The organism is Gluconobacter sp. Dm-62 (assembly GCF_018256155.1).
Classification (GTDB): Bacteria; Pseudomonadota; Alphaproteobacteria; order Acetobacterales; family Acetobacteraceae; genus Gluconobacter.
Map to the genome: position 1 here is coordinate 245,024 of NZ_JAERLY010000002.1, position 17,984 is coordinate 263,007.

Annotated in this window: 12 protein-coding genes and 1 tRNA gene; 4 read left to right on the forward strand and 9 right to left on the reverse strand. The window is 57.8% G+C overall.

Features of this window, described 5'->3' with window-relative positions; all coding sequences use genetic code 11:
* The 3 genes from JK202_RS02870 to JK202_RS02880 form a co-directional block, all read right to left on the reverse strand.
* Positions 1-1,383, reverse strand: coding sequence for a DUF2252 domain-containing protein (locus JK202_RS02870; RefSeq protein ID WP_211557884.1), 1,383 nt, complete (start codon positions 1,381-1,383; stop codon positions 1-3).
* A 54-nt stretch (positions 1,384-1,437) separates the two neighbouring features.
* Positions 1,438-1,980: a peptide-methionine (S)-S-oxide reductase MsrA gene (gene msrA, locus JK202_RS02875; RefSeq protein ID WP_211557886.1), complete on the reverse strand. Its 543-nt coding sequence runs from the start codon at positions 1,978-1,980 to the stop codon at positions 1,438-1,440.
* 72 nt (positions 1,981-2,052) lie between these two features.
* Positions 2,053-3,996, reverse strand: coding sequence for a CocE/NonD family hydrolase (locus JK202_RS02880; RefSeq protein WP_211557888.1), 1,944 nt, complete (start codon positions 3,994-3,996; stop codon positions 2,053-2,055).
* Positions 3,997-4,148: 152 nt separating this feature from the next.
* On the opposite strand from JK202_RS02880, the gene ilvD reads away from it, so the two are divergent.
* Complete coding sequence (gene ilvD, locus JK202_RS02885) at positions 4,149-6,005, forward strand: dihydroxy-acid dehydratase (RefSeq protein ID WP_211557895.1); 1,857 nt, start codon at positions 4,149-4,151, stop codon at positions 6,003-6,005.
* Here ilvD and JK202_RS02890 read toward each other — a convergent pair.
* The 4 genes from JK202_RS02890 to JK202_RS02905 are packed head-to-tail and all read right to left on the reverse strand — an operon-like array spanning position 5,983 to position 11,551.
* A complete protein-coding gene (locus JK202_RS02890; RefSeq protein ID WP_249199564.1) occupies positions 5,983-6,801 on the reverse strand; it encodes a hypothetical protein in 819 nt (272 codons plus the stop codon). The genes ilvD and JK202_RS02890 overlap by 23 nt on opposite strands.
* A 52-nt stretch (positions 6,802-6,853) precedes the next feature.
* Positions 6,854-9,520, reverse strand: a complete 2,667-nt coding sequence (locus JK202_RS02895) for a valine--tRNA ligase (protein ID WP_211557904.1) — start codon at positions 9,518-9,520, stop codon at positions 6,854-6,856.
* 55 nt (positions 9,521-9,575) lie between these two features.
* Positions 9,576-10,085, reverse strand: coding sequence for a DUF2497 domain-containing protein (locus tag JK202_RS02900; RefSeq protein WP_211557906.1), 510 nt, complete (start codon positions 10,083-10,085; stop codon positions 9,576-9,578).
* Between the two features lie 32 nt (positions 10,086-10,117).
* Positions 10,118-11,551, reverse strand: a complete 1,434-nt coding sequence (locus JK202_RS02905; protein ID WP_211558690.1) for a TolC family outer membrane protein — start codon at positions 11,549-11,551, stop codon at positions 10,118-10,120.
* Positions 11,552-11,731: 180 nt separating this feature from the next.
* On the opposite strand from JK202_RS02905, the gene JK202_RS02910 reads away from it, so the two are divergent.
* Together JK202_RS02910 and JK202_RS02915 are read left to right on the forward strand one after the other, a co-directional pair.
* A tRNA-Cys gene (locus tag JK202_RS02910) sits at positions 11,732-11,805 on the forward strand.
* Positions 11,806-12,406: 601 nt separating this feature from the next.
* A complete protein-coding gene (locus JK202_RS02915) occupies positions 12,407-14,518 on the forward strand; it encodes a hypothetical protein (protein ID WP_211557908.1) in 2,112 nt (703 codons plus the stop codon).
* A 228-nt stretch (positions 14,519-14,746) separates the two neighbouring features.
* Here the strand turns inward: JK202_RS02915 and glk are convergent, their stop codons facing one another.
* Both glk and JK202_RS02925 read right to left on the reverse strand, forming a co-directional pair.
* Positions 14,747-15,715: a glucokinase gene (gene glk, locus JK202_RS02920; protein ID WP_211557910.1), complete on the reverse strand. Its 969-nt coding sequence runs from the start codon at positions 15,713-15,715 to the stop codon at positions 14,747-14,749.
* A gap of 114 nt (positions 15,716-15,829) precedes the next feature.
* A complete protein-coding gene (locus JK202_RS02925) occupies positions 15,830-16,633 on the reverse strand; it encodes an SDR family oxidoreductase (protein WP_211558692.1) in 804 nt (267 codons plus the stop codon).
* Between the two features lie 139 nt (positions 16,634-16,772).
* Here JK202_RS02925 and JK202_RS02930 point away from each other — a divergent pair, with 139 nt between their 5' ends.
* Positions 16,773-17,966 (forward strand): hypothetical protein, encoded by a 1,194-nt coding sequence (locus JK202_RS02930; RefSeq protein ID WP_211557918.1) that lies wholly within the window; start codon positions 16,773-16,775, stop codon positions 17,964-17,966.
* Positions 17,967-17,984 lie beyond the last annotated feature (18 nt).

A 17,984-nucleotide genomic window follows, 5' to 3' on the forward strand; every position in this document is an offset into this window, starting at 1 on the left:
TCAGGCGCAGCAGACTCGCTTGTCCGCGATGGCCTGCGTGAAGGCCTTCCAGTCCTTTTCGCTCTGATCGGCATAGAGCACCGCAAAATCGGCAATGGCCCGGGCGAAGGAATGGCCTTTCCCGAGATAACCGGCCAGTAGGGGCAGATCGGCGGAACGGCCATGTGAGCGTCCGAGGGTCCGCCCACAGAGCGCGGCATATTCCGGCAGAAGTCCGTCTTCGATTTTCTCGCCAATCATGGCCAGACGGACATCCTTGGTCTGACGGACATAGAAGTCCCGGCCACCACCGGCCTTGCGCCCCGTCTGGGCCGTCGTGCGTTTGCCGGTCGTATGCGTCCAGCCGAGAAATGTATCCGAACTGGCCTGCATGATGCGCTGCCCGGTCACGACCCGCTCTCCGTGATTGGGCAGGTCCACAGCACCCTGGAAGGGTTCGAGAACGGAGGTCTGGGCCTCCTTGATCTGTAGGATCAGGGGCTCGTTATCGGCTGTCGTGAACAGTCCGAGCGCACAGAACGTCCCGACACTGCCAATGCCGACGACCTTGAACAGCACGTCCTGCAGGGCATAGCGCTCCAAGACGATCCTGCGCTCAGGCGGCAGATCGCTGACATAGCGCGCAAAGGCACCACGGACGATATCGTTGTGCTGCGGCAGGCGCGTAACGAAAGGGGGATGTTCCTTCAGGCGTCCGGCGGATTTCGGGTCGATCATGCCGAAATGACCGGAAATGGCCCCCAACTCGGACTGGATCTTTTCCATCATGCCCGAGCGGATCTTGTCGTCGACAATCCCGTCGATAACTGCACGCAGATCAATGCGCTCGTTCCACGCCTGAAGCGGTGGCAGTTCCGACAGACGGGCAATTTCATCGACATAATGCCGCACCGCCGACACAGCCAGACGGCAGCAGTTCTTCTCGGACAAAGAGGCCTCGCGCCCGGCTAGCACAAGGCTGGTGGCCAGACGTTTGAGATCCCACTCGAACGTCGCAGGCGCGGTCTCGTCAAAATCGTTGATGTCGAAGACCGGGATCCCTTCCGGTGAGGGATAGCATCCGAAATTATCCAGATGACAATCCCCGCAGGACTGGACCCGTAGCCCGGTCTTCGGTGTGAAGGACAGATCCGACGCCATGACAGCCGCCGCCCCCCGCAGAAAGGCGAAGGGCGAGGCTTTCATGCGCTGGTGACGGATCGGCAGCAGATCTGCGATCCGGCTCTTCCCCTGCTCCAGCAGGATTCCGATCGGATCAGGGCGCTTTGCGGGCGGGACCCACAGTGAGTGGCTACTGCGCTTGACGGTTTTGCGCAGGGCCACGCCTGCGTCGTAGCGGACCTGACGGGTACGAAGCGGGGGAAATGCGGGTGTTTTTGTCATTGTTTGTCACGATAGCCGAAAAATGCTCCGCGACAAAGCATCACATGCGCCGCCTCAGTCCGGCTGCTTCAGACGGTCCCGATAGAGCTTGCGGGCCTTGGCGACTTTGGGGGCCACGACAGCCGCACAATACGCCGTCTGCGGATTGCGGGCGAAGTAATCGTGATGCTTTTCCTCAGCCCGCCAGAAATGGGCTGGCCCTTCGATGGACGTCACGATCGGATCAGGCCAGATGCCCTCGGCCGCGATCTCGTCCCGCACCCTGCGGGCTGTTTCCTGCTGGGCAGCGTCCGCGAAAATGACGGAGCGGTACTGCGTGCCGACATCGTTGCCCTGGCGGTTGAGCTGCGTGGGATCATGCGTCGTGAAAAACACGCGCAGGACGTCTTCGAGACCGATCTCGGCCGGATCAAACACAACTTTCACGACTTCCGCATGGCCTGTCCGGCCGGTGCAGACGCCTTCATAGCTCGGGTTTTCGACGGAGCCACCGGCATAGCCCGGCTCGGCCGAAATAATGCCGCGCAGACCGGTATAGACGGCCTCGACACACCAGAAGCAGCCTGCGCCAAGAAGAATGGAAGACTGGGTTGTCATAATAATGCTCCGTTAAAAGGACGGCCTTCCCATATGGGAAGGCCGAGCCTGTCTGACGAGTGTCAGGCGGAATTACTGAGCAGGCGCGACAGTCGGGAGCCAGATCGCACTGGCATGATCGCCACCGCGATGGATGGTCTGGGTCGCCATATGATAGTCCGAAGCCTTGGCATCGAAGATGTTCGGCACGAAGGTCTGCGGGTTACGGTCATAAAGCGGGAACCAGCTCGACTGGATCTGGATCATGATCCGGTGCCCCTTCTGGAACACATGGTTCATCGCCGGAAGCGTGAAGCGATATTCCTGTACCTGCCCCGCCGGAATGGCAGACGGATGGGCGAAGTTCTGCCGGTAACGCCCGCGGAAAATATCCATGGACATTGGCAGTTCATATCCGCCCATTTTCGGGTCATCCGGCGTCAGGCCGGGCTGGACGTCAATAATCTTGACGACCCAGTCAGCATCCGTTCCTGTCGTGCTGGCGAAAATATCAGCTGTCGGCACACCGGACACCGTAACGGGAGCATCAAGCACCGGCGTCTCGTAGGTCAGGACATCCGGGCGGCTTTCGGCAAAACGCTGGTCCGTGACGAGCCAGGCCTTCCAGCGTGGATCTTCGCCCATCGTATAGGGACGTTCGACGAAGGGAACCGGATGCGCCGGATCGGAAACATAGCTGTCCGTTCCAGGCAGCGTGCGCCTGAAGGCCAGCCCATGACCCGGCTGGAGATACAGGCGCTCGCCCTTCTGCATGCAGGTCGTGCCACAGTCGCTCAACCAGTTGCGGAAATGATCCCAGTGGTTCTCACCGGTATTGTAGATGATGGCTTCATCCAGATGCGGATCGGGCGCGTTCTTCAGATAGTGATCAAAGAACGGACGCATGACATTGGCGCGGTACCACAGTGCCGTATCACCATTGAAATGCAGCGGACCAAGCGTGGAGCCGTCGTAGTTCACGCCGCTATGGCGCCACGGCCCCATAACAAGGATGTTCGGTACCTGCGTATGATGCGCCTTGAGGTTCATCCAGGAATGGATCGCTCCCCACATGTCCTCCTGATCCCAAAGGCCCTGCTCCCAGATTGTCGGAACCTTGAGAGGGTTCTTCACGATCAACTGATCCAGTGCCTGATCCTGCCAGAAGGCATCATAGGCAGGGTGGGCCTTCATGCGACGCCACCAGGGGAACTGGTCCAGCCCCGTCTTCGTGGCGAAATTGCCAGTGGAAACGTCAGCAAGGAACGTTGTGTAGTCGTCAGCGTCGGGGCGCGGAATGGACGGGCCAGACCCGGCTTCCGTCATCTGGGCCGTGAAGTAATCCAGTCCCGGCTGGCGGAAAGCGCCATAGTGGAACCAGTCATCGCCCATCCAGCCATCGACCATCGGGCTTTCCGGAGCCGCAACCTTCAGCGCCGGATGCGGATCGAGCAGCGCCATGACGACAGTCCAGCCCTCATAGGACGATCCCGTCATACCAACGCGGCCGTTGCTCTCGGGCAGGTTCTTCACCAGCCAGTCGATCGTGTCCCAGGCGTCGGTCGTATCGTCCGTTTTGGTCGGGTTCAGCGGTCCGATCGGCGGCCGCGTCATAACATAGTCGCCCTGTGAGCCATACTTGCCCCGGACATCCTGAAAGACGCGGATATAGCCCTCATCCACGAAAACACCGTCACCCTGCGGCAGGATGGCGCGCATGGTTGAGGCATCGGGAACGCGGTTTGCACGCTCACTGGCGTGATAGGGGGTGCGCGTCAGCAGGATCGGGGCATTCTTCGCGCCCTTGGGGATGACGATGACGGTATGCAGCTTGATGCCGTCGCGCATCGGGATCATGACGTCGCGCTTGATATAATCGCGCTGCTCGATCGGCATATTGACATGAGCGGGAATATCGCTGCCCGTCTGGATCATGTCAGGCGTGACCGAAGGGCTGGTGGCGGGTTCGGCGGCCTGTGCTGCACACAGGCAGGTTACGGCCAGAGCTGTGCCGAGGCTCAGAAAATGACGTCTCACGAAATGCTCCTGATTTTTGTTGCGAGTTTGGACCGGACGGAGACTTTCGGGCAAGGGGAGCCGCCCCGGGTTTTCAAATCTTTCTCGCACTGGCTTCTGTGCGTCTGATTCGCTATGGATCAGGGCCTTCTCCTGTCATGAAAGTCTGTTCCATGCCTGCCTACCGTTCCCGCACCACCACTCATGGCCGCAACATGGCTGGCGCGCGTGCCCTCTGGCGGGCGACGGGCATGAAAGACGGCGACTTCGGCAAGCCCATCATTGCCATTGCCAACTCGTTCACGCAGTTCGTACCGGGCCATGTTCATCTGAAGGACATGGGCAGTCTGGTGGCGTCCGCGATCGAGGAAGTCGGTGGTATTGCCAAGGAATTCAACACGATCGCGGTGGATGACGGCATCGCGATGGGCCATGGCGGAATGCTCTATTCCCTGCCATCACGTGAGCTGATCGCAGATTCCGTGGAATACATGGTCAACGCACATTGCGCTGACGCCATTGTCTGCATCAGCAACTGCGACAAGATCACGCCGGGCATGTTGATGGCGTCCATGCGCCTGAACATCCCCGTCGTGTTCGTCTCCGGCGGCCCGATGGAAGCCGGCAAGATCAATGGTCCGGGTGTCACGCGCAAGCTGGACCTGATTGATTCCATGGTCGCAGCCGCCAATCCGGACGTGTCCGACAGCGAGTCCGAACAGATCGAGCGCTCCGCCTGCCCGACCTGCGGTTCCTGCTCGGGCATGTTCACCGCCAATTCCATGAACTGCCTGACAGAGGCGCTGGGCCTGTCCCTCCCCGGCAACGGCTCGCTCCTCGCCACCCACAGCGACCGCCGTGAACTCTTCCTGAGCGCCGGGCGCCAGATCGTGGAACTCGCACGCCGCTGGTACGAACAGGACGACGCCTCCGCCCTGCCCCGCAGCATCGCAACGCGCGCCGCTTTCGAGAACGCCATGACGCTCGATATCGCCATGGGCGGTTCGACCAACACGGTCCTGCATCTTCTGGCCGCGGCCCGCGAAGGCGAAGTCGATTTTCATATGCACGACATCGACCGCCTGTCGCGTGGCGTCCCCAACCTCTGCAAGGTGGCTCCCGCCAAGAATGACGTGCACATGGAAGACGTCCATCGCGCAGGCGGCATCCCGGCCATTCTGGGTGAACTGAACCGCGCGGGACTGATCCACACGGATGTTCCCACCGTTCACGCTCCGACGCTCGGGGACGCCCTGAACAAATGGGACATCCTGAACGGAGACGAAGAAGCCGCCCATATGTTCAAGGCCGCGCCGGGCAATGTCCGCACCGTCCACGCCTTCTCACAGTCCAGCCGCTATCATGAACTGGATCAGGACCGCGAAGCCGGCGTCCTGCGCGACAAGGCGCATGCCTTCTCGCAGGATGGCGGTCTGGCTGTGTTGTACGGCAACCTTGCCGAAGACGGCGCCATCGTCAAAACAGCCGGCGTCGAAGCCAGCATCCTGACCTTCACGGGCACGGCACGCGTCTTCGAAAGTCAGGACGATGCCGTAGCGGCCATCCTTGGCAATCGCATCGTAGCCGGAGACGTCGTGGTCATCCGTTACGAAGGCCCCAAGGGCGGACCAGGCATGCAGGAAATGCTCTACCCGACGAGCTATCTGAAATCCAAAGGCCTCGGCAAAGTCTGCGCCCTGATCACGGATGGCCGCTTCTCAGGCGGAAGCTCGGGCCTGTCCATCGGTCACATGTCCCCCGAAGCCGCCGAGGGTGGCCTGATCGGACTGGTCGAGGACGGCGATCGCATCGAGATCGATATCCCCAAGCGCGGCCTGCACCTCGCCGTTTCGGATTCCGACATTGCCGACCGCCGCGAGCGCATGAACGCACGCGGTGCAAACGCTTGGAAACCGAACCGCGAGCGGGTGGTTTCGAAAGCCCTGCAGGCCTACGCCGCAATGACTACGAGTGCCGCCCATGGCGCCGTCCGCGATCTCTCGCAGATCATCGTAAAGACGCGGATCTGATTGCTGTCTCAACGGCCTCCTGCAATTCAGCGGACGCCAGCATCTTTGACGCGACATGGCCGGTCGCCGGGACGAGAGTAATCGTCCAGCCAAAGGGAACATTGAGCTTTTCAGCCTGTTCCCTGCCCTGAGCATAGGCCCATTGCCCGCGTTCAAGGCGGTTGCGACCCTGTTCTGTCGCTGCAGGAATATGTTCCGTGGCAGACGACGTTTCCGTGTCTTCCGCCCCAAGAATGACCGCGATATTTCGTGAAAGATAGCGCCTGAGGTCTGGAAGGCTGGCGGCCTCCGGCCAGTTGCGGAACCCGTAAGGAACTGCGGTTTCCGTTTCCGGCTCGACATAGCTGGAAGGATTCATGATCACCGTCATGATTTCCTCACCCGGGGCATAGGCCTCCACCCGTTCCAGATACTGCGCTCCGGCAGAATGCCCCACCAGAATGATGGGGACATGTGGTTCGCCGGAAATGGCGCGGGCCCATTGTTCCAGCGGCCGCATGTAAGTAGCGGCAGGTGTCGTCTGTAATGAGGCGGGAAAGCCGCCGCGCTGATATTGCTGCGTCGAGAACCGCGATACGGGAAATTCAGGCGCGAACACAAGACTGCATTCGTGTCTGGCAAGCGGAATACTGTCGTCGCGATATGTCGTGCTGTTCCGGTTTTTCCCGGCGAGGACAAACAGAATGGCCCGGATCTGGCAGGAAGCCGGGCGGAAGACCGCAACGTCCAGATGCTCGCCAGCAACAGCGGCATTCTCGAGGCTACGCCCTTCCGGCAACGCTCTGGCGTCAGCCATCCCTGCTACAAAAGCAAGAATGGTTGCCCCAAGGCGAGCAGACGTTTTCAAATCAGGCAAGACGCCCCAGAGCCGCCTTCAGGCGATCCAGATCACTCTGGAAAGCCGACAGACGTTCGCGGTTTTCTTCCACAACTTCCGGTTTGGCACGGGCCACGAAGTCCGCATTGTCCAGCTTGCGCGTTACCTTGAGGATCTCGCCCTCAATCCGCGTTGCTTCCTTGGCAAGGCGCGCTCGCTCCGCATCGAGATCGATCAGACCTTCCAGCGGAATAAAGACGGTCGCTTCATCCAGAACGATCTGCGCGGCATTGCGCGGCGCATCTTCACCAACAATGCCAACTTCGGAAACACGGGCCATACGGCCAATGGCCTCGGCCCACGTCTTTGCACGCTCCAGATTTTCCGGTGCGGCATCACGCAGGAGAAGCGGTGCCTTCTGCGACGGCGGAATGTTCATTTCCGAGCGCACTGTCCGGACGTCACCGATCAGGCGGATAACCCAGTCAAGTTCCGCACGGGCTTCGTCCGCCTGGTGAACCGTCATGATCTCCGGCCAGCGACTTTCTTCAAAATCTCCCGGATAACCGAGTTCCTCCCACAACGTCGCGGTGACGAACGGAATGACAGGCTGCATCAGCCGCAGGATCAGCCCCAGCACATGCGCGCTGACAGTCCGCAGTTCGGCAGTTTCCTCGTTTTCCGCCGCAAAGACGGGCTTCGAGAATTCCACGAACCAGTCACAGAAGCGGCTCCACACGAAACGATAACAGCAACTGGCATATTCATCGAAGCGATAGACCGACAGAGCCCGCCCAGCTTCTGTGATGGCATCGTTCGCTTCTGTCAGGATCCAACGTCCAAGCGCGCTCTTGACGCTTGCCGGGTCTAATCCTTCCGTCGGCGTGGCGCCGTTCATTTCAAGGAAACGCGCGGCATTCCAAAGCTTCGTGACAAACGCGCGATGTTCCTCGACGCGCTTGCGCCCAAGCTTGATATCCCGCCCCGGCCCCGTGCCCGCACAGATCGCCAGACGAGTCGCATCCGCCCCGAACTCGGCAACAAGGTCCAGAGGATCGAGTCCGTTCCCCTTGGACTTAGACATCTTCTGCCCCTTCTCGTCCCGGACTAGCCCATGAATCAGGACAGTACGGAACGGAACATCGTCCATGAAGTGCAGCCCCATCATCATCATCCGGGCGACCCAGAAGAAAATGATGTCAAAACCCGTAACCAGCACGCTGGTTGGGTAATAGCGGGCCAACTCTTCGGTCTTGTCAGGCCAGCCAAGTGTGGTGAAAGGCCAGAGAGCGGAACTGAACCACGTGTCCAGAACGTCCTCATCCTGCGTAAGGTTTACGTCTTCGCCAGCCTGGGCCTGAGCATCCTGTTCATTCTCAGCAACATAGACTTTGCCATCCGCGCCATACCAGGCGGGGATACGATGCCCCCACCAGAGCTGCCGACTGATGCACCAAGGCTGAATATCGCGCATCCAGGCATGGAACGTGTTTTCCCACTGACGTGGCTCAAAAGCGATCTTACCGCTCTCAACCGCTTCTACGGCGGGGCCGGACAGGGTTTTTGCATCGCAGTACCACTGGAGGGTCAGGCGCGGCTCAACGATTGCGCCACCACGTTCTGCGTGTGGCACCTGAAGCTTATGAGGCTCGATCTTCTCCAGCCATTCCAGACGTTCTAGTTCGGCGACAACCTGCTTCCGGCCTTCTTCGCGGCTTAGACCACTCAGAGTCTCAACAAACGCGACGGATGCCAGTCCCTCTACATCGCGGAGTTCAGTGCGGATTTCCTCAATCCACAGGCAGGCTGTTTCATCAAGAACAGTCGGAGCTGGCAGGTTATGACGCTTGCCCACTTCGAAGTCATTGAAGTCATGGGCTGGTGTGATCTTGACGGCGCCCGTGCCCTTTTCCGGATCGGAATGCAGATCGGCAACAACGGGAATGCGACGCCCCGTCAGCGGGAGAATTACGGTCTTGCCGATCATGTCAGCATAGCGCTCATCCTCTGGATGAACGGCAACCGCGACGTCACCCAGCATCGTCTCCGGACGTGTTGTGGCCACGGTGATGGTCCGGCCATCTTCCAGTGGATAGCGGATATACCACATGGACCCTTTGGTCTCATGGTTTTCCACTTCCAGGTCCGAGATGGCAGAGCGGAATTTGGGATCCCAGTTTACCAGGCGGCGGTCGCGATAAATCAGGCCTTCGTTGTAGAGGGTGACGAAGACCTTGCGGACTGCACGGGACAGTCCTTCATCCATTGTAAAGCGTTCACGCTCCCAGTCGGCTGACGCCCCGAGCTTACGGAGCTGCTGGACGATGGTGCCACCATATTCCTGTTTCCAGTCCCAGACACGCTCGAGAAACCCTTCGCGGCCAAGAGCGGTTCTGCTGGTGCCTTCCTTGTCGAGGGCCCGCTCGACGACCATCTGTGTTGCGATACCAGCATGGTCTGTCCCTGGCTGCCAGAGAACGTTGAAGCCCTCCTGCCGCTTCCAGCGGATCAGCATGTCCTGAAGGACGAAGTTCAGCGAATGCCCGAGATGAAGTGTTCCCGTGACATTCGGTGGCGGAAACATGATCGAGAAAGGCTCACCCGGGCGGTCGGGATGAGCCCGGAAAGCGCCGCTTTTCTCCCACGCGTCGTAAAGGGCATTTTCATGGTCGGCGGGGACGAAGCTTTTTTCGAGCATGGTTATCCAGGACAGTCAGTACAGCAGGTGGAAGAACGTGCTTCCACCCCCTCTCTTACTCTCGTGGACGCAGACGGGCAATTTCTGCACGGACAAGAATTTCAACCAGCGACGGGAGATGGGCGTCCAGCCATGTGCGCACCATACTCCGCACTTCCCCACGAACCATGTCTTCAATCGTCAGACCGCTGCCTCGGCTGATAACGGTGTCGGATGCAAGAGGCGTGGTTCCGCTGAATGCCGCATGCAGCTCATCCAGAGAGCGTTCCGCTGCAGCGACTGTCTGGGCATTCATGAGGTCATCCTTTGTCGGTTTGCTTTTTGCTGAAGACGCAGCCGATGTAAGCGGGGATGACGCAGCCTTTGTTTCAGCTGGAGTGGCTTCTACGGGCGGCGCGACCATCATGGAGCTGTCAAGGGTCAGTTCTTCTTCCTGTGGGCTCATGCTCGCCTTCTCCTCTGTCGTTTGAGGCGCGTTGGGATCGTCATGAAGGATACGTCGGATCGAGCTCAGGACATCGGTCATTGGGGCATCGTCATGCTGGATCGAGTCAGGAGAAGTCATGTTTTTTGATATTCCGTTTTCACAAAAAAAAATTATCGACCGGGCTGATTGATCGCATAATCACTCAGTCCCCAGAGCTTGTTCTTTACTGCATTGTAATAGGCTTTTTCGTCATACAGTGGCACGCCGAGCTTGAGGTCCACTGCCGTGAGGCGCCCGATCGAGGCCGCGACTGCATAAGAAGACGTTACAAGGTTTGATAGGTGCTGAACGAGAGTACGTTGGGACTGCAGGAGGGTCTGCTGCTGCTGAAGCACTGCGAGTGTCGTGCTTGTTCCAACAAGTGCCTGCCGCTCAACCCCGTCCAATGCAATCGCATTCGCCGATATGGCCATACGATCACTGGAAATGGACTGCTTGTAAGCGACCATCTGCTGCCAGCTTGACGCGGCCTTCTGAAGAGCTGTTCGGCGTTGAACATCGACTTCACGGTGGGCCGCTTGGGCATCCTGACGAGCGCCGCGGATAGATGCGTACTCAGACCCGCCTTGATAAAGCGGAACAGAAAATTCGATTTCGCCGAACTTATTGTCCTGAAGTGAATCGCCATATGCCTGATTGACTGAGCGCTGATAATTCAGGGTTGCCGAAACTTTGGGCATGATCTGGGAAATCTGGACAGAAATGTTGTCTTTACGCTGAGCTTCGGTGAAGAGTGCGTTGACGACCATGGGATTGTTTTGAACGGCGACCCCAACAGCTTCCTGCTCACTGTGTACGGGAAGATTGAGGGGTTGAGGAGCTTCCAGATTGGAGGATGCAGCGATTCCTACGATCTGCAGGTAGGTTGCCTGAGCGCTTTGAAGCGTTCCTTCCGCCTGCTGGCGCTCAGCTGTTGCGCTCGCGAGTGCGGCCTGCGCCTGTGCAACGTCGGTCCGGGTAATTTCGCCGACGTGAAAACGTTCCTGCGTGGCCTCGACCTGTTGCTGCAAGACATGTTCATTGTTGATGGCGATCTGCAGCAGCTGTTCGTCTTCTATTATTCCCACATAGGCGTCGACAACATTGCCAAAAACTTCCTGTTCCGTCTGGATCAGGTGGGCACGCTCGGCCATGATCTGGTTCGTTGCCGCATGGACACTGGCGACGGTTTTTCCGCCCTGATAAAGTGGCTGGGTGATAGCAACACTCCCGGAATATCCCGGTGTTTGATAACGTCGTGCGCTGCCAAGATAGCCACCTTTCGAGGCATAATTTGTGCTGCCGTCGTAATAGGTCAGATTCATGCTCGTCTGAACGGTTGGCCGCCAACCCGCGAGAGCCGTAGGAACCTGTTCATCAGTTGCCCGCAAATGGGCGCGTTCTTCACGAAGTGTCGGGTTGGTCAGGTACGCTGTCGACAGCGCTTCCTGCAGGGTGTGTGGGATAAAACTCGGTGAACCGCTGCCATCATATTTTTGGGCAAGAGCAGTTCCACTCAGGAGAAGCGATAGCAGACCAAGCCCGAGCGGGGCTGTCAGTTTCATCGCACCATTGCATCCTGAAGTCATGGGTTTTCCTGCTCTTTAAGTATGCATCATATCACAGCATTATGTGAATCAGTCCTTAATAGCCTGTTGGAGGTCAGAAGAAAAATCCTTCCGCAGATCAATTATCGGTCTTGACCCTTTTAGCGTCAGGAGAGATATAGCGCCTGTCTCCATCGAGGTCCGGTGGCAGAATGGTGATGTAGCGGACTGCAAATCCGCGTACGTGGGTTCGATTCCCGCCCGGACCTCCAAAGAGAACTTCATATCCAAATAAAATCAACGAGTTAGGATGTGAGCTCCAAGTTCTACTCCTCTTGCGAATCAGCTTTCCAGCCGCCCTCTGAGGACAGGTTGAGCATGTCGGTTCTGCGTGCTGCCTAATCGCGCGCGCAGGAAAACTCGACGAACCTGTTCTCGGAGAAATGCCATTGAGCGGTATGAAGCCGAAAAATTATTTTCTGAGGCAGAATTGGTTTGCCTAGGTCCCTTCTCTTGGGAAGTGGAACCCATCTACGCAAAGGCTTTTGGTGTGATGCCGTTGCTGCATTCTACGCTGTAAGGAATCGGAACTCGTTGTTAGGCAGACAAATCTGCGATCCAGAATGATGTGATAGCCTAGTAAAGGCTGGCATGGCACGAGGTGGAATGCTCTGGCCTTTGCCCTGCACAGCTGCACCAGTATGCGCTATGTCCCTTGCCTCGCGCTCGTAACATTTTAGACTATTGCTCAGCAGACGTTTGTCAGAGAAATCACGGCATATCCTCAGTCGCAGACTATCCGGTGGATCCGGGATTACATAGGTCTCCGGGGTCAGGTCCGTGCCTCACAAAGCCCGGCTAAGGATTGACGACATGAAGCGAATGATTTGCGGAGCCTTTTCTATTGGGGCCGTCTTCCTGTGCAGCGAGGCGCATGCGCAGCACGCCCCGACGTTCAGCCCAAAAGTTTCGATTGAGGCTCTGACAAACGCTTTCACTAACTTCGTCAATACGCAGAATGGTGTTCTGAAAACGCCGGTAGTTAACGGCGGTAAAGAGATGATCACCCCAAATTTCGGGGATAACAGCCGATCTCTTGCCAATACCCAATATGTGGACCGGGCTGTGACCGCACTTGGAAGCGCGGCTTCCGCCTCGTATGCGCTCAAAGAAAATGGATGGCTCAGCAACCCGAATATCCGAGGCGGATCGGCTCCTGGCATGGACGTCAGCGGGGCCCTGACAAACGGCATTCTCATATCCAAAGTCATTCAGTCTTGCTCAACCTCGTCGCCAAATATCTATTACGGCGCGGTCAATTCCTCGTCTCAAATGGGCGATCCGACAAATACACAACATCTCTTGGCCTCAGGAAATGTCCTGCCGTATTTCAATATCTCAGGCATTGCTGGGACAATCTATGGCGCCGGCGGCGCGATCAGTGACGTGTCAGGCCCGATCGGTGTGAGGGGGTTTCAGAACATCCTGAAGACCACCGGAACCAGCGGTATAATTGAGCTTGCTTACACGCATTTCATGACGCCCGACATCCCATCGAAATACTGGCAGAATATCGAGAACCCAGCCGGCTCACAGTCCATTGATGACAGTACCATGCTGACTCAAACTGGCTTCAAGCCGGCTGTCGCACTGCTTAATATCCGCCGTGACGTGGATGTAGGCGTTGTCGCAAATGATGACGAGGCCTACCTGACAGCCAATGACGAACATAATTTCCTAAGATCAATATCTGACATCAAGAAAAATATACCAACGGTAAAAAATGTCTGGCCGTTTATTCTTCCCAACCGGAGCGGGCACGATTTCGTAACTGATGATTATTGGACGACAACACGAGACACCTTGCAAAAGGCTGGCGGCGTCGGGATTGACGTTCCGGCTGGTCTCTATTCTCTCAATCGCCCTGGGAGCGTTGCGTCGATTGCAGAAGAGATCAAATGGGCGAACAGCCTCGGCATCAAGACCGTTGTACTTTTGTCCCCATATGCGGAGGACACGCCCGCGGGTTACGGGAGAAAGGTCTATCCTCAGTGGCGTTATGATAGCCAGTTTCTGACGCACGTTCGAAATATCGTAGGATGGCTACAGGCGGCCGGGGCTGCGCCAACTGCCTGGTCCGTCGTGAGCTATAGTCCGATTCAGTGGTATAACCCTATAAGTGGCACTTTGAGCGGCACAGTTTGCAAGGGATGCACTCGTGTCATAGCTAATCTCATGGGTTCTGATACAGATTCTGTTAATCAGACCGTCTCGTATGTTGCACGGTGGGTAGCTGAGAATGCACCAACTTCGACCTACACGAACATGCCAAACATGGGTCAAATATCGCAGGCATGTGCCGCCACTGTCTTGTCTGGTTATCAATCCGCAAAGCCGGTCATCAGCACAGGGCAAGTCGGCCTGGGCTCTCTCGCGTACACTGACTATGACAAGGCTGATCTAAAATACCCTGCGCTTGAAGGGGCCCAGGTAACAGACAACATCAACGTGTTGGGGCCGAATACTCTCGCGTTCGGTGTGGGTTCCACGACCGCAATTCCATATCTGGGATGGGATGGGAAAAATGGTGGTCTGTCTGTCTGGGGAGCCCCATTCAATATTAAAGGTGGGTATAATCTGAATCTTTTGGGCGAAAGCTCGCTGGCTATTAATGGTGGGAACCAGTCGTTTGCGGGAACAGGGACGAATGGCATCCAGTTTCAGTCAAAGGACGGGACAAGGAGCACATGGATCACAGGCGATGGCAACGGCGGTGTGAATGTAGGGAGCTCCGTTTACATCAATAACGTAGGGCAAATATCCCTCGGTAACGTTCTCCAGATCCGAGGGAACACGAAAGCGGCCATTCTAGCTATCTCTAATCCACAGGACGGAATGCTGGAAAATGATGCGGACGATCATATTCCTCTGATTTATGAGAATGGGCACTGGTATCCGATCCAGCTCGGAAAAGCACTTCAGTAACATCCATAAAGCTGTCTCACCTAGCCACCGAACATACTGTTCGATTACGATCGAACTATGCGATTAGGCAGGCAAGACGCCTAGTTCGACGCAGGTTTCACGCTCGCTATGATTTGCTCAACACGAGTTGGCAGGTGGAATTTTAAGGCTTTACACCGGTAAATTCTTGATATTGGTCCCGCCCGGACCTCCAGAGACTTTCTCAAGAAATCCAGGCTTATCTTGTTTTTATGGGTGAGCTTCCGCGTACGCTGCTGCGGCTCCGAACAGCCCGGGCTGTGGATGAGTGATGATCTTGACCGGCATTTCGGTCATCATCGTTTCGAAACGGCCCTTGGCTACGAAGCGTTCGGCGAATCCTGAATGTCCGAGGCTGTCGGCCAGGCGCAGTCCCAGACCACCACCGATGACGACGCCACGGGCGCCATGTGCCAGAGCCAGATCGCCGGAAATGGCACCGAGACTGAGGCAGAAACGCTCCAGCGCGGCTGCTGCGACAGTGTCAGAGCCGTCGAGGGCATTTTTCCACAATGTCCGGTTATCACGCAGGGTGATGGGCCAGCCCTGCATCTCAGCAATAACTTCGTACAGATTCGTCAGACCCGGTCCTGACACGATCCGCTCGGCGGAGACGCGGCGGAAGCGCAGGCGCAGAGCGCTGAGGATCTTGTCTTCCAACTCGTCGAGCGGTGGATAATCCAGATGGCCGCCTTCGGTCTCCATGACGAAATAGCGGTCACTGCGACGGAGCAGACACGCTGCGCCCAGCCCCGTGCCGGGACCGACGATCGTGATGGCGCCTTCGGTTGGAAGATCGATGTCCGGTCCGCAGAGGTGCTTCATGTACGACGAATCGACCTGGGCGACGGCGTGCGCCACAGCTCCGAAATCGTTGACGAGCACGAAATTGTCGAGGTGCAGTCGCGAGGCGAGCTGACTGGGCTGGATGATCCACGGGTTGTTGGTCAGCTTGAGGATCTCGCCGTTCACCGGGCAGGCGACTGCAATCCCGGCCTCACGGGGCAGCGTGCGGTTCAGCGAACGGCCAAATGCCTCCCAGGCCAGAGCCAGGCTGCCATGTTCCGCACATTTCAGCGTCGTGTCTTCACCCAGCGTGACAACCTTGCCATCCTCGATGGTCGCAATTGCAAACCGTGCGTGCGTTCCACCGATATCGACGGCTACGATTTCCCTCATGGCACCTCAAATCCTCTGGCGATGCATGGCCGATGGCCCGCGCTTTTTCCCATTGCGCAGCAGTTGCCTACCGGTCCCTTCGCGTCAAGTTCCGGATGCCCTGAAAGCAATTCTTCATTGTGTGGGGCGCTGCTTTACCTCCGCCATGCGGAGTAGCCGATGAACGATGGCCCGGGGTACGACCATTTCGAGGAACCGGGCGACGGCGAACGGCCACGGGAAGAGAAGATGTGCCCTGCCCTGTCCGATGGCTCGCGTGATCATGCGGGCGGCACGCTTTGACGAGACGAGGAAAGGTCTCGCCCCCTCAAGGCGCTGGCTCATGGGGGTATCGACATAGCCCGGGGAAATCAGGGTTACCGAGACATGGTGCGGTGTCATGGCAGCGTGGAGCGCCGTGCTGAAGCGGGCCAGACCAGCCTTTGAGCCGCTATAGGCCGTCGCAACCGGGAGATCGTGGAAGGCCGCTACCGATCCTATGAGCGCAATTCGCCCACTTTTACGGACGGCCATGCGCGACGCCATTTCAGTCGCGAGGGTCACGGGAGTCGTAAAGTTGACCAGGGAAATATCGCGAACCTGCTCGGCTGTTTCCGTCAGGGCACCTTCCGGACGAATGTCTCCCAGTCCAGCTCCAAGGATCAGAATGTCGATATGATTTGCGTCATCTGTCTTGCGCAAAGCTGCCAGTGCGTCTTCGGTCTGGCTCAGATCCAGGGAAAGGGTATCGGCAGTTGCCCCCTTGCGAACGACGTCTGCGGCGATGTTTTCAAGGCGTTCAGTATTGCGCCCCCAGAGCGTCAGGTGCGTTCCGGGCCTTGCATACCGAAGAGCCAAGGAGGCGCCAATGCCGCTCGATCCTCCGGTAATAAGGACGTGAAACGGGGGAGTGGTGGGGGAAACAGAAGCATCTGGCATGGAAAACCGCTTTATTCGTGGTCGGATCGGGGCTGGAAGGGTATAGCCCTCCCATGCAACAAGATGCGACCCCGTGCCGTACTGGCACATCACCCCGTCGGACGGGATGTTTTTTTCGATCAGAGGTACACCTGCCATTATGACACTGCCCGACAGGACTGACATCCCTGCGCCGCATGATGATCTTGTGGTTCGGCCAGTGACGACGCGGGCTGACCTCAAACTGTTCATGACGCTTCCGCGTCGTATCTACGCCGGAATGGCGGGCTTCGTCCCGGCTTTCGATATGGAACAGGACGAGCTGCTCAACCCGAAGAAAGCGCCGATTTTTCGCCATGCGAGCATCCGGTACTTTCTGGCTTGGCGTGGCAAAACGGCTGTAGGACGCATCGCTGCCATTGTTGACCATCGTGCCATCGAGCACTGGGGCATGAAAATTGGCTGCTTTGGTGCTCTGGATGCTGTTCCGGAAGGCGGCGTGGTCAGTGCCCTTCTGGAAACGGCACGGGCCTGGCTGCGCCTTCAGGGGATGCAGACGATGCGCGGGCCGGTCACCCTCAGCGGAAACGGCGAATCCGGCCTGATGATCGAAGGTCAGGACCAGCCGCTGATGGTTGCCATGCCCTGGCATCCACGTTTGATGGGCAAGCTGGTCGAGGACGCCGGCTACAAGCCGGTGGAAGACCTGCTGAGTTACAAGCTCGATCTGGACGACCAGACGGAGTCGCGTTTCAAGGTTCCGGGCGATCTGAAGGTCGGAGAAGGACGGCTGGGTTCCATTGCCATTCGCCGTCTGTCGAAAAAGCAGATTGCGCAGCAGGGCGAAATCCTGCGTCAGCTCTATAACGATGCCTGGAGCGACAAGTTCAACTTCGTACCGCTTCAGGACTACGAGATGAAGGCCATGATCAAGCAGCTTGGTCCGGTCCTTCGCCCTGAACATTACGTCCAGATCGACCAGAATGGTGAACCCGTTGCCATGGCGCTGGTGGTGCCCAATCTTTACGATATCGCGGGTGACCTTGGCGGCTCCCCCTCGCCTCTTGGTTGGGTAAAGCTTGCGGCACGCCTGACCACGCATCGCTTTCATTCCGCCCGGGTCATTTTGCTCGGCGTGACGCAGCGTCTGCGCGGTACGGTTCTGGGTGCGCTTTTGCCGTCGCTTGCCATTGCTGAGTTGATGCGTCGCCGGAAGTCCCTGCCGTATTCCTGGGTTGAACTGGGCTGGATTCAGGCTTCTGATTCCAACATGCGCAATCTGGCAGAAAGCATCGTGCCTGAACCGCATAAGCGGTACCGGCTCTACGAACGTCCCATCGCCGATCCGGCCTGAAGCCGCAGGTTTACAGGG